Annotated in this window: 9 protein-coding genes and 1 tRNA gene; 2 read left to right on the top strand and 8 right to left on the bottom strand. The window is 67.0% G+C overall.

Annotation, left to right across the window (positions count from 1 at the left end; translation table 11 throughout):
• Nucleotides 1-60: 60 nt before the first annotated feature.
• Nucleotides 61-1,671, bottom strand: coding sequence for a fatty-acid--CoA ligase FadD1 (gene fadD1 / locus HNP02_RS30730; RefSeq protein ID WP_184444406.1), 1,611 nt, complete (start codon nucleotides 1,669-1,671; stop codon nucleotides 61-63).
• A 162-nt stretch (nucleotides 1,672-1,833) separates the two neighbouring features.
• On the opposite strand from fadD1, the gene HNP02_RS30725 reads away from it, so the two are divergent.
• Nucleotides 1,834-2,451: a TetR/AcrR family transcriptional regulator gene (locus HNP02_RS30725; RefSeq protein ID WP_184444405.1), complete on the top strand. Its 618-nt coding sequence runs from the start codon at nucleotides 1,834-1,836 to the stop codon at nucleotides 2,449-2,451.
• Nucleotides 2,452-2,517: 66 nt separating this feature from the next.
• Here the strand turns inward: HNP02_RS30725 and rho are convergent, their stop codons facing one another.
• The 6 genes from rho to argS all read right to left on the bottom strand — a co-directional run bounded on the left by rho (nucleotide 2,518) and on the right by argS (nucleotide 11,324).
• Entirely contained in the window at nucleotides 2,518-4,566 is a 2,049-nt protein-coding gene (rho, locus tag HNP02_RS30720; RefSeq protein ID WP_184444404.1) for a transcription termination factor Rho, read from the bottom strand.
• A 266-nt stretch (nucleotides 4,567-4,832) separates the two neighbouring features.
• A complete protein-coding gene (thrB, locus tag HNP02_RS30715; RefSeq protein WP_184444403.1) occupies nucleotides 4,833-5,777 on the bottom strand; it encodes a homoserine kinase in 945 nt (314 codons plus the stop codon).
• A 40-nt stretch (nucleotides 5,778-5,817) separates the two neighbouring features.
• A complete protein-coding gene (thrC, locus tag HNP02_RS30710; RefSeq protein ID WP_184444402.1) occupies nucleotides 5,818-6,897 on the bottom strand; it encodes a threonine synthase in 1,080 nt (359 codons plus the stop codon).
• Nucleotides 6,894-8,219: a homoserine dehydrogenase gene (locus HNP02_RS30705; RefSeq protein ID WP_184444401.1), complete on the bottom strand. Its 1,326-nt coding sequence runs from the start codon at nucleotides 8,217-8,219 to the stop codon at nucleotides 6,894-6,896. The genes thrC and HNP02_RS30705 overlap by 4 nt, the downstream gene beginning before the upstream one ends.
• Nucleotides 8,220-8,250: 31 nt before the next feature.
• Nucleotides 8,251-9,591: a diaminopimelate decarboxylase gene (lysA, locus tag HNP02_RS30700; protein WP_184444449.1), complete on the bottom strand. Its 1,341-nt coding sequence runs from the start codon at nucleotides 9,589-9,591 to the stop codon at nucleotides 8,251-8,253.
• Nucleotides 9,592-9,671: 80 nt separating this feature from the next.
• Complete coding sequence (gene argS / locus HNP02_RS30695; protein WP_184444400.1) at nucleotides 9,672-11,324, bottom strand: arginine--tRNA ligase; 1,653 nt, start codon at nucleotides 11,322-11,324, stop codon at nucleotides 9,672-9,674.
• 148 nt (nucleotides 11,325-11,472) lie between these two features.
• Here argS and HNP02_RS30690 point away from each other — a divergent pair.
• Nucleotides 11,473-11,545, top strand: a tRNA-Arg gene (locus HNP02_RS30690).
• A 512-nt stretch (nucleotides 11,546-12,057) separates the two neighbouring features.
• Here HNP02_RS30690 and HNP02_RS30685 read toward each other — a convergent pair.
• On the bottom strand, nucleotides 12,058-12,327 hold the full coding sequence (locus tag HNP02_RS30685) for a hypothetical protein (RefSeq protein ID WP_184444399.1): 270 nt from the start codon (nucleotides 12,325-12,327) through the stop codon (nucleotides 12,058-12,060).
• Nucleotides 12,328-12,744: the final 417 nt, after the last annotated feature.

Genomic DNA, 12,744 nt, shown 5'->3' with positions numbered 1-12,744 from the left:
GTCGCCCGAGCCCTGACCTAAAGGTCTTCGAGCGTGAACCGGAACCGAGGTGACGGTTCATTATGCCAGGTCAACCGCCAACCTCCTAAACGCACGCGTACCGGCCGCTATTCCGTCCCGCTTCCACAGCACCCGACCGTCTGGGTCGACGCCGAGGCCGATCAACTCGCGCTTGAGGATCTTGTTGGTCGCCGTGCTTGGCAGGTCGGCGGCGATCCACACGTAACGCGGCCAGGCCTTCGGCGACAGGTCGCGCTGCGCGGCGAGGAACTCCGCGAACGCTTCGGGGCTCAGTTCCGCATCGTCACGCAGCACGATTGCGGCCATCACCTGATCGCCGACGTACTCGTCGGGCACCGGGTACACCGCGACCCGGCTGATCACGGGCAACCGGAGCAGGATTCGCTCGATCGGCGCGGTCGTGAGGTTTTCGCCGTCGACGCGCATCCAGTCGGCGGTGCGACCGGCAAGGTAGATCCAGCCGTCGGCATCGCGGTAGGCCAGGTCACCCGACCAGTACATGCCGTGACGCATCCGCTGGTCGGTGGCGCCGGGATCGTTGTAGTACCCACGGAACAGTCCGCTGCCGGAGGTGTTGACCAGCTCGCCGATCGCCGCGTCGGCGTTGGCCAGGGCACCCGTCTCGTCGAAGCGCGCGACGTCGCACTCCCGAACCGTCTCGGGGTCGTAGATGGCGACGCCGGGGAAGCCCTTTCCGATCGAACCGGTCGGGCAGTCCTCGGGCCTGGCGACGATCACCGCCGTCTCGGTCGACCCGAAGCCGTCCCACACCGTGCATCCGAAGCGGCGGCCGAATTCGTCGATGTCGCGGTCGGCGGCCTCGTTGCCGAACGCGGTGCGCAGCGTGTTGTCCGCATCGTCGGGTTGTTCGGGGGTGGCGAGGATGTAGGCAAGCGGCTTGCCGACGTAGTTCATGTAGGTCGCGCGATAGCGCCGGACGTCCGGCAGGAACCTCGATGCCGAGAACGCGGCGGGTGCCATGGCGGCCCCGGAGCCGAGCGCCACGCTCCAGCCCGCATAGACGGCGTTGGAGTGGAACAGCGGCATGGCCAGGTAGCAGACGTCGGAGCCCGTCAGTCCGTACCGCTCGACCAGCGCTCGCCCGGCGAACAGCACCATCGCGTGCGGCACCTCGACCGCCTTGGGGTCACCGCTGGTGCCCGACGTGAAGATCATCATGAACGTGTCGTCCGCCCCGACCTCGCGATGCGGCACCAGGGCGGGCGCGGCGGCGAGCAGATCCGCCCACTGCCCGGTCGACACGTCGAGGACGGTCACGCCGGGCAGGTCGACATCGATGTCAAGGTCGTCGAGGAGGTGCCGGTGTTCGGCATCGGTCAGCACGATCTGACAGTCCACCCGCGTGATGTCGCGGGCCAGGGCGTCGCCGCGACGGGTGGTGTTGATGCCACACAGGACGTATCCACCCAGGCCTGCAGCGGCTAGGGCGGTGAGCATGTCGGGGGTGTTGCCCATCAGGACGCCCACGTGCAGCGGTCGCTGAGGATCGGCTGCAGCAATCAGCGCGGCCGCCTGCGCTGCGGCCTCACCCAGGTGTTCGCGCCACGTCCACGACCGGTCGCCGTACTTGACCGCAATCCCGTCCTGCTCGGCCCGTTCGCGAAGAAGGTGCTGCAATGTATCCGCCATCGTTGGCCGCCTCGATCCGATTGGCTGAACAGATAGTGCAGAGTGTCTACCATCTTCGACCGGCCACGCGGTAGCGTCTGGCCACTGGCAGACTGAGCGACGCTTGCGGAGCGAACATCTGGCACGCAACCGTCAACCAACCGAATCGATCAGGAGTCGCCGTTGACCGGCACCACGTCACCCCCTCCGGCCACCAGGACGGTCCGCGAACGCCTGATCGACGCGGCCGAGGTGTGCCTGCGCGCTAGGGGGATTCGCGCGACGACCGTGTCCGAGGTCGCAGAGGTCGCGGGGGTTTCGAGAGGCTGGCTCTATCGCCACTTCCCGGACAAGGTGTCACTGCTGGGCGCGGCCATCGTGCGTCTCAACGACACGTACTGGTCGGAGGCGCACGCCGTGCTCGAACGGGTCGACGGGCTCGATGAACAGCTCGCGGCCGGCATCCGCCACGGCCGGACGGCATATGACGACCCGGGCGCGCTGCTGATGAAGTTGCGTCGCGACGAGCCCGATGAGTTCGCGGCGTGCGCGGGCGCCGGTGTGCAGGGCCTGGTGCCCGATATCGCCAGCTTCTGGTCGCGGTACCTGGAGGCCGCACGGGACTCTGGTGAGATACATGCCGACGTCCACGTCGGCGAGGCATCGGAATGGGTTGCCCGAGTGATCATTTCGTTTGCGACCGTGCCAGGGCAGCTGCTCGATCCAGCCGATCACCAAGCGGTGCTGACGCATGTCCGCCGCTACGTGATGCCCGGCTTGCGGGCCGATCCCGCCGTCTGACGTCGACCCAAACAACGCAGAAACCCCGCACGCGCAGGTGGCGTGCGGGGCTTCTGTCTCAAATGGCTAGTCGGAGTCCATGTTCTGGGGCGTGGTCTTGGAGACCTGCACCAGGAACTCGTAGTTCGTCTTGGACTTGCGCAGCTGGCTCATCAGCAGATCGATGGCCTGGTGCGAATCGAGTCCCGACAGCACGCGGCGCAGCTTGTGCACGACCGAGAACTCGTCGGGGCCGAGCAACAACTCGTCCTTGCGGGTGCCCGACGGGTTGACGTCGACGGCGGGGAACACCCGGCGCTCGGAGATCTTGCGGTCGAGCTTGAGCTCGGCGTTGCCGGTGCCCTTGAACTCCTCGAAGATCACCGTGTCACCGGTCGACCCGGTCTCGACCATCGCCGTGGCGATGATCGTCAGCGAGCCACCGTCCTCGATGTTGCGCGCCGCGCCGAGGAACCGCTTCGGCGGGTACAGGGCGGTCGAGTCGACACCACCGGACAGGATGCGGCCCGATGCCGGGGACGCGTTGTTGTACGCGCGGCCCAGCCGGGTGATCGAGTCCAGCAGCACGACGACGTCGCTGCCCTGCTCGACGAGCCGCTTGGCCCGTTCGATGGCCAGCTCCGCGACGGCGGTGTGATCTGACGGCGGGCGGTCGAAGGTCGAGGCGATGACCTCGCCCTTCACCGAACGCTGCATGTCGGTCACTTCTTCGGGTCGCTCGTCGACCAGGACCACCATCAGGTGGCATTCCGGGTTGTTCGTGGTGATCGCGTTGGCGATGCTCTGCAGGATCATCGTCTTGCCGGCCTTCGGCGGCGACACGATCAGGGCGCGCTGGCCCTTGCCGATCGGCATGATCAGGTCGATGACGCGGGTGGTCAGCCGGTCGGGCGTGGTCTCGAGCCGCAGCCGCTGGTTCGGGTACAGCGGGGTCAGCTTCTGGAACTCGGGGCGCTTCCTGGCGTCCTCGATCGATCCACCGTTGATGGTGTCGAGGCGGACCAGCGGGTTGAACTTCTGCCGCGGGTTCTGGCTACTGCCACCACCGCCGCCCTCGCCCTCGCGGGCGATGCGGACCGCACCGGTCACGGCATCGCCGCGGCGCAGGCCGTTCTTGCGGACCATGTTCATCGACACGTAGACGTCGTTCGGTCCGGCCAGGTAGCCGGAGGTACGGACGAATGCGTAGTTGTCGAGCACGTCGAGGATGCCTGCGACGGGCTGGACGACGTCGTCCTCGCGCAGTTCGGTGTCACGGTCGCCACCGCCGCCGCCTTCGGCGCCTGTGCGCTCGCCGCGCCGTCTGCGATCGCGGAACCGACGGCCGCGTCGGCCCTGGCGGCCGTCGCCATCGTCGTCATCGTCGTCGTTGTTCGAGTTGCCGCCACCCTGGTTGGACTGGTTACCACCCTGGTTGGACTGGTTGCCGCCGCCCTGGTTGGACCGGTTGCCACCGCCCTGGTTGGACCGGTTGCCACCGCCCTGGTTACCGCCGTCGTTGGACCGGTTGTCCTGACGGGAGTTCTGGGCGCGCCTCTCGTCGCCCTTCTCGTCCGTCTTGGGAGCCTTGCTCTCGGTCTTGTCTTCGGCCTTCTCGGCCTTGACCTCGGATTGCGCGTCGACCTTCGGCTCAGCGCTTTCCTCAGCCTTGACCTCTGGCGTGTCGTCCACCTTGGTCTCGGCGTCCGCGGCCGGCGTGCCGGCCTGGCGTGAGGCGCCTCGACGCTCGCGGCGCGCACGGACCGGCTGTTCGGCGGGCGCGTCGGCGGCGTTCTCGGGGCTCTCGGCGGCCGGAGCGTCCGCGGGTGCGGTCTCCGGAGCATGGCCATTGGTGTCGCTGTTGCCCTCGGCGCGCCGCTCGCGGATTGCCGCGATCAGCTCGCTCTTGCGCATCCCGGATGCGCCCTTGACACCCACCTCGTTGGCGAGCGCCCGCAGGTCAGGCAGGACCATCCCGGTTAGTGAGCCGCTGCGCTCGCTACGGCTGGCGGTGGCCACCGGCGCGGGAGCGGCGACGGCGGAATCCGCCGAAACCGGCTCGGAGATGTCTGGATTCACGGAGTCCGGCGACACGACGTCGCTGCTGTCCGTGGTGAAGAGGTCCGTATCAGTCACGGATTTCCTTTCTTTCCCTCGCTGATTTCGATCGCGCGAGGGTTCATCGCACTCAGCGGAAACGCCGAGTGCCGAGGTCCCACCGTCGCCGATGCAACGGTGATCGCTGGGGTTCGCCGCGATACGGCGAGCCGTCATCCACGAGAAGAATTGGTGGTCGTCCTAGTGTCGGCGCAGAAACAGACGCTGCGATTGCTGGACGAGAGCGAGGATAACCCGCATTGGTGTGGGAAGCAAGAAACACCCTGATTCGCATGTGACTCGTGTCAACTTCGAATCGACACACCGGATGTCCATCGGACACCCTCACCAACCAACATCTCGCTGACGGTGAACCCGCTGGCGGCGCCGAACTCCAAGGCTTGGGCTGGCAACTCCGACTCGGTAGTGAGCGCGATAACCGCAGGTCCAGCCCCAGAAAGCACCGCTGGAATGCCACAACGCCGCAGGATGGTGAGATATTCCGCCGATGCGGGCATGGCGGCGGCGCGTTGCGGTTGGTGCAGCCGGTCGGCGGTGGCTGCCATGAGCAGATCGGGCCGCTCGGTCAACGCCACCACGAGGAGCGCCGCGCGGCTGAGGTTGAACCGTGCGTCGACGTGGCTGACCGCATCGGGAAGCAAGACCCGGGTCTCGGCCGTCGACGAGCGCACCCGCGGGATTGCGGGGAACAGGTGGATGTCGGGGTGCAGACGCAACGGAGCTGCCGCGTAGCGGGCCCGTGGGCCGTCGCCTTCGGTCCACGACACCACCGCACCGCCCAGCACCGCGGCGGACGCGTTATCCGGGTGGCCCTCGAACTCCGAGGACAGCTGCACCAGCTCGGTGTCCGTCAACGGCTTCGAATCCGTTTGAACAACAAGACCGTTGGCGGCGGCGATCCCGCCGACCACGGCGGCCGCCGACGAGCCGAGGCCACGCGAGTGCGGAATGTCGTTTCTGCAGAACACCTTCAGACCCGCGGCTTCGACTCCCGCTGCGGCGAGTCCGCGCTCGATGGCGCGCACGACGAGGTGCGACGAGTCAAGCGGTACTTGGCCCGCCCCCTCCCCCTCGACCTCGACCAGAAGGCCGGAATCGGTTGTCTGGACCTCGATTTCGTCATAGAGGCTGAGTGCGAGACCGAGACTGTCGAATCCGGGGCCAAGATTCGCACTCGACGCGGCGACCACGGCGTTGGCCGCCAGGCCGGCAGGCAGAATCCGAGTCATCCCGCCCCTTCCTGCTCCTCGCGTGCGCGCAAATCCACCCCTACGCCAGTCCGAGCTTGGCCACCACCGCGACGGGGTCCACCGGAACGGCCTCGACGACGGGCATGCCCTTCAGCGCGGTATCCGGATCCTTGAGCCCATTGCCCGTGACGGTGCACACCACGGTGGAGCCCCGCGCCACCCAGCCGTCCTCGACCGACTTCAGCAGACCCGCGATGCTGGCCGCCGACGCCGGCTCGACGAACACACCTTCGGAGCGTGCGACCAGGTGATAGGCCGCCAGGATCTCCTCGTCGGTGGCGGCCAGGAACCGGCCGTTCGACTGCTGCTGGGCCTCGACGGCCGACGTCCACGACGCGGGCGCGCCGATCCGGATCGCGGTGGCGATCGTCTCGGGGTTCTTGACCGGCGCACCGTGCACCAGCGGTGCCGCACCCGCGGCCTGCGTGCCGAGCATGCGTGGCAGCCGGTCGGACAGACCGTCGCGGTGGTATTCGGTGTAGCCCTTCCAGTACGCGGTGATGTTGCCCGCATTGCCGACGGGCAAGGCGTGCACGTCGGGCGCGGTACCCAGCGCGTCGACGATCTCGAACGCCGCGGTCTTCTGCCCCTCGATGCGATACGGGTTGACCGAGTTCACCAGTGCGATGGTCGGGAAGTCCGCGGTCAGCTTGCGCGCGAGTTCCAAGCAATCGTCGAAGTTGCCGTCGACCTGAATGATCTTGGCGCCGTGCATGACCGCTTGCGCGAGCTTGCCCATCGCGATCTTGCCCTGCGGGATCAACACCGCGCAGGTGATGCCTGCACGCGCGGCGTACGCCGCCGCCGAGGCCGACGTGTTGCCCGTCGACGCGCAGAGCACCGCCTTCTGACCGCGGGCTACCGCCTCGGTGACCGCCATGGTCATGCCGCGGTCCTTGAAGGAGCCCGTGGGATTGAGCCCCTCGACCTTCAAATGCACTGTGCAACCGGTGAGTTCGCTGATCCGCTTGGCGTGGATCAGCGGCGTGCCGCCCTCGAGCAGGGTGATCGGCGTCCAGTGATCCTCGACCGGCAACCGGTCGCGATAGGCGCCGATCAAGCCCGGCCACGGTTGGTGCACCGCGGTACGAGCGCTCATTCCGTGGTTCCTTCCAGGCGCAGCACGCTATTGATGCTGTCCACGACGTCGAGATCGGCAAGCGCGCCGACGGTGTCCGACAGTGCCGCATCGGTGGCGAGGTGGGTCACCACGACGATGCGGGCACCGCAGCGCAGACCACCATCGTCGACCATGCCCTCCTGGCGCACCTCGGCGATGCTGACCTCGCGCTTGGCGAATTCAGCTGACACGGAGGACAACACACCCGGCCGGTCGGCGACGTTCATGCTGACGTAGTACCGGGTCGGGATGAAGCCGATCGGTGCGATCGGCAGCTCGGCGTACTTCGACTCCCGTGGCCCCAGCCCGCCCTGCACCCGGTTGCGCGCGGCCATGACCAGGTCGCCCATCACCGCCGACGCGGTGGGGGCACCGCCGGCGCCCTGGCCGTAGAACATCAGGCGACCGGCCGCCTCGGCTTCGACCACCACCGCGTTGAACGCACCGTTGACCGACGCCAGTGGATGCTCCAGCGGCACCAGCGCCGGGTACACCCTGGCCGAGACACGCTGTTGTCCCTCGTCGTTGGTGATTCGCTCGCAGATCGCAAGGAGTTTAATCGTGCAGCCGAGCGCTCGCGCGGACGCGAAGTCCGCCGGGCTGACGTTGGTGATGCCCTCGCGGTAGACGTCGTCGGCGGTCACCCTGGTGTGGAAGGCGATCGACGCCAGGATCGCCGCCTTCGCCGCGGCGTCGTAGCCCTCGACGTCGGCGGTCGGATCGGCCTCGGCGTAACCCAGCGCGCTCGCGTCGGCAAGGGCGCCCTCGTAGTCGGCGCCCGTGCTGTCCATCGCGGAGAGGATGTAATTGGTGGTGCCGTTGACGATTCCGGCCACCCGCAGCACGGTATCGCCAGCCAGTGACTGTGTCAGCGGACGGATCACCGGGATCGCACCCGCCACCGCGGCCTCGAAGTACAAGTCGACGTGAGCGCGCTCGGCGGCGGTCGCCAACTCGCCGGTGGACTGCGCCAGCAAGGCCTTGTTGGCGGTGACGACGGACTTGCCGTGCTCCAGCGCGGTCAGGATCGCCTTGCGGGAGGGCTCCACCGGGCCCATCAACTCGACCACGATGTCGACGTCGTCGCGGGAGACGAGTTCTTCGACGTCGTTGGTCAGCAATTCGATCGGTACACCGCGGTCGTCGGCGACCCGGAGAACGCCGATGCCACGCAGTTCGAGCGGCGCGCCGATCCGGGCGGCCAGGTCAGCAGCGCTGGCCTCGATGATGCGGACAACCTCGCTACCGACGTTGCCCAATCCCAATACCGCCACGCCAACTGGCTTCTCGGCTGTGCTCATGCGCGATCCACCTCCTCTACTCGCATTGTCTTCATTGAGTACCTACCTCCAAACTCAGCAGATCGTCGATCGTCTCGCGGCGAAGAATCAACCGCGCCTTCCCATCCCGCACGGCGACCACCGCGGGGCGGCCGAGCAGGTTGTACCTGCTCGACATCGAATAGCAGTACGCGCCGGTGGCGGCGACGCCGATCAAGTCCCCCGGCGTCACGTCGTCGGACACCCACGTGTCGCGGACGACGATATCGCCACTCTCGCAGTGTTTTCCGACGATGCGGGCCAGGGTCGGCGTGGCATCGCTGAGCCGGGAGACCAGCCGCGCGTCGTACTCTGCGGCGTACAGCGACGTCCTGATGTTGTCGCTCATCCCACCGTCCACACTGACGTAGCGGCGGTACCTATCCGATGCGACGGCTACATCTTTGACGGTGCCAACCTCGTAGAGCGTGATGGTGCCGGGACCGGCGATGGCCCTGCCCGGCTCGACGACCAGCTTCGGCGCAGGTAGGCCGACAGCGGCCGACTCGTTGCGCACGATGGCGTCGAGCTTGGCCGCCAGGTCGTCCATCGGCGGCGGATCGTCCTGCGGCAGATAGGAGATGCCGAGGCCGCCACCAAGGTCGACGATGGAGATCTGCGCGGTCTTCTCGACACCGAACTCGGCGACCACGTCGCGCAGCAGCCCGATCACTCGGTGGGCGGCGAGCTCGAATCCGGCAACGTCGAAGATCTGCGACCCGATGTGGCTGTGCAGGCCGACGAGCCGGAGGTGGTCGGCGGCGAACACGCGGCGCACGGCGTCCATCGCGGCGCCGCTGGCCAGCGACAGCCCGAACTTCTGATCCTCGTGGGCGGTCGAGATGAACTCGTGGGTGTGGGCCTCGACGCCGACGGTGACGCGGACCAGTACGTCCTGCACGATGCCCGCGTCGCCTGCGATGGCGTCCAGGCGATCGATCTCGGTCATCGAGTCCAGCACGACGTGTTCGACGCCGGCCTTCACCGCCGCGATGAGTTCGGCGACCGACTTGTTGTTGCCGTGCAACGCGATCCGCTCCGCCGGGAATCCCGCGTGCAACGCCACGGCGAGCTCGCCGCCACTGGCGACGTCGAGCGACAGACCTTCCTCGTCGACCCAGCGCGCCACCTCGGAGCAGAGGAACGCCTTGGAGGCATAGCGCACGTGCTCGCCGCCGCCGAACGCCGCGGCGATGTCGCGGCAGCGGGACCGGAAGTCGTCCTCGTCGATCACGAATAGCGGCGTGCCGTACTCCTCCGCAAGCGCGGTCACCGATACGCCCGCGATGGACACGGTGCCGTCGGCGCCGCGAACGGTGTTGCGCGGCCAGACGTTCGGGGCGAGCGTCAGCATCTCCGCGACCGACTGGGGACGGGCCGGTGCACCGGAGTGATGAATCTCCTCCGCGTGCCGCGGACCGGCGGGATGCGCGTTCACATCCGCTCCGGGGCGCTGACGCCGAGGATCTGCAGACCGTTCGCGATGACCTGGCGGGTGGCTGCGCACAGCGCAAGCCGCGCGGCGTGCAGGTCGCCAGGGGCCTCGTCGCCCTGCGGCAGCACCCGGCAGGAGTCGTAGAACCGGTGGTAGTCGCCGGCAAGGTCTTCGAGGTAACGGCAGACGCGGTGCGGTTCGCGAAGGGACGCAGCGGATTTGAGGATCCGCGGGAACTCCCCGAGCGAGCGCATCAGGGTGCCCTCCCGGTCGTGGGTGAGCAGTTCCAGATGCGAGGTGTCGGCAGCGATTCCGAGTTCGGCGGCGCTGCGCGCCAAGGCCGAGAGCCGGGCGTGCGCGTATTGCACGTAGTAGACCGGGTTCTCGGCCGACGCGCTGGACCACAGCTGCAGGTCGATGTCGATCGGAGAATCGACCGAACTGCGGATGAGGACGTACCGCGCGGCGTCGACGCCGATGGCGTCCACCAGATCGTCGAGCGTGATGACGGTGCCCGCCCGCTTGCTCATCCGGACCGGCTGGCCGTCGCGCACCAGGTTCACCATCTGACCGATGAGCACCTCGACGGTGGCGGGGTCGTCGCCGAGCGCCGCGGCTGCCGCCTTGAGCCTGGCGATGTAGCCGTGGTGGTCGGCGCCCAGCATGTAGATGCACAGGTCGAAGCCGCGCTGCCGCTTGTCCAGGAAGTAGGCGAGGTCACCGGCGATGTAGGCCGCATTGCCGTCGCTCTTGATGACGACGCGGTCCTTGTCATCGCCGAACTCGGTGGTGCGCAACCACGTTGCGCCGTCCTTCTCGTAGATGTTGCCGGTCTCGCGCAGCTTGGCGATGGCCTGCTCGACCCGGCCGCTGGTGTGCATCGAGTCTTCGTGGGTGTACACGTCGAAGTCGGTGCCGAAGTCGTGCAGCGATGCCTTGATGTGGGTGAACATCAGGTCGACGCCGATGGCTCGGAACGTCTCCTGCTGCTCGTCGGCGGGCTGTTCCAGGACGTCGGGAACCTTGGCGACGATCTGGGCGGCGATGTCGGCGATGTAGTCGCCCGCGTAACCGTCCTCGGGGGCCGGCTCGCCCTTGGCTGCCGCCACCAGGGACCGGGCGAACCGGTCGATCTGCGCGCCGTGATCGTTGAAGTAGTACTCCCGGACCACGCTGGCGCCCTGGGTGGCCAGCAGCCGGCCGAGCGCGTCGCCGACGGCGGCCCAGCGGGTGCCGCCGATGTGGATGGGCCCGGTCGGGTTGGCCGAGACGAACTCGAGGTTGATGTTCTTGCCCGCCAAGTCGGCGGAGTTCCCGTATTCGGCCCCTGCGGACAGCACGTTGTCGACGACGACGGCCTGGGCCGACGCTTCGATGCGCAGGTTGACGAAGCCCGGCCCGGCCACCTCGGCGGCGGAGAGGCCCGAGGTCGCGGTCAGGGCGGTGGCCAGCCAACCGGCCAGCTCGCGGGGGTTGACGCCGACCTTCTTGCCCAGCTGAAGTGCCAGGTTGGTGGCGTAATCGCCGTGCTCGGGATTGCGGGGCCGTTCGATCGTCACGGTCTCGGGCAGCGCCGCGGTGTCGAGGCCGTGCTCGGCCAGGACCGCGGCGGCGGTGGTCTTGAGCAGCTCTGCCAGGTCGGCGGGGGTCACGAGGGACCATCCTATGGTCTGGGGTGGTCACGCCCCGAATCGATTAACGGGGCGGGAGCGCAGGGGCGGACTGACCTCGGGGTGTGATTGGCCCGGCCGCGATGCGTTAGGCTGTCCAGGCCCAATGGCGCACCGGTTTCACCCTTGCGCCCCCGTAGCTCAGGGGATAGAGCGTCTGCCTCCGGAGCAGAAGGCCGCAGGTTCGATTCCTGCCGGGGGCACTTCTTAACCAGCGCAGATACGGTCCCGTGCACGATTGGTGCAACTGTGACAGTCACACGGTCGTCAGCACTGAGCTTCGAATCTGCTGATGACGTCAAAGACCGCTTGAGTTGCCACGAAATGCATAAAAGGGCCCCCGGGTCGCTTTACAGCGGCTACCCTGGGGGCCCGTTGCCGACTAACGCCGACATGCTAGGGGCGCCTAGCGGCGCCGACAAACACGCTACTCTAGGTTCTCGCATTAGCCAACTCCCGCTGTGCGCGATCTGGGATGGGGACAGCCGTGAAGGGGATGCGGGCGCATCTGGGACGACATCCGGTCGAGATCTTCTGCGGCCTGGTGTTAGCTGCTGTCGGTGTCGTGCTCACGACGGTCGGTACCGGTGAGCACGGAGAGGCCTACCAGATCTATACAGGTGGCCTCGCAACCACCTTCGGCGGCATCCTCCTTTCCTGGACGGTCGGCAAAGAAGTCTCGAAGGCTGAAGCACTAGGAGAAGTTCGCTCGCGTTTAGGGCTTGTGAGCAAGACCTTGGGCCAAGCCGCAGGCCAGATGAGCAGAGTCGTTGATCAGTGTGTCGATCACAGTCTGCCCGCCGAGACCGGTTTCGCGATGGTGGGCCAGCAAGCACAGTTGGTAGGCGCTCAGGTATCCGCCATACAAGGAATCCTTGGCGATCCGTTCGAAATTAACGATCTTGTCACTACTATCGCGGAGCTTGAGAAGCTTGCTGAGCGGCTCGACAGGGGAGATCGCGGGGCGATTGAAAAGGTTGCTCAAGAGCTACGAGAAGAATTGAAGGTTCGCAGCAGCGTCGCACCGCGCTTGGACGAGTCTGCGACGTGCCCAAAATGCGACACATTGCAAAAAGTTTCGATCGGCGGCTACCCAGGCGACACATCCGCCAACACTTGTCGGCAATGTGGGCAATCTTTCAATGTCCACCGACGGTCAGATGGCTCTATCTTCTCAAGGCTGCGAGCATCCGCTGGGACGCCCTCGACTCAGCTCCCCGAGACTGCTCGAACTCTGGCTGGACCGTGCCCCGGTTGCGGCAGCGAAGTGAGGATCAAGGCCCCAACTGAAGGAGGCCACAAATTCGCAGTATGCCTCGAGTGCGCCACAAGCGTGATATTCACTGCATCGGGCTCACAGATAACCTCCGATGGGAAGTTCGAGCAGATGTCAGCTGGAGTC

This window comes from Mycobacterium sp. AZCC_0083, from assembly GCF_014202335.1.
Classification (GTDB): Bacteria; Actinomycetota; Actinomycetes; order Mycobacteriales; family Mycobacteriaceae; genus Mycobacterium.
This window is presented reverse-complemented; position numbering and strand designations above follow the sequence as displayed.

Bases quoted from the DNA above. Each gene is read 5' to 3' on its own strand.
- fadD1 (WP_184444406.1), bottom strand. From the start codon at position 1,671: ATGGCGGATACATTGCAGCACCTTCTTCGCGAACGGGCCGAGCAGGAC.
- thrB (WP_184444403.1), bottom strand. From the start codon at position 5,777: ATGACTCGGATTCTGCCTGCCGGCCTGGCGGCCAACGCCGTGGTCGCC.
- thrC (WP_184444402.1), bottom strand. From the start codon at position 6,897: ATGAGCGCTCGTACCGCGGTGCACCAACCGTGGCCGGGCTTGATCGGC.
- HNP02_RS30705 (WP_184444401.1), bottom strand. From the start codon at position 8,219: ATGAGCACAGCCGAGAAGCCAGTTGGCGTGGCGGTATTGGGATTGGGC.
- lysA (WP_184444449.1), bottom strand. From the start codon at position 9,591: ATGCTGACGCTCGCCCCGAACGTCTGGCCGCGCAACACCGTTCGCGGC.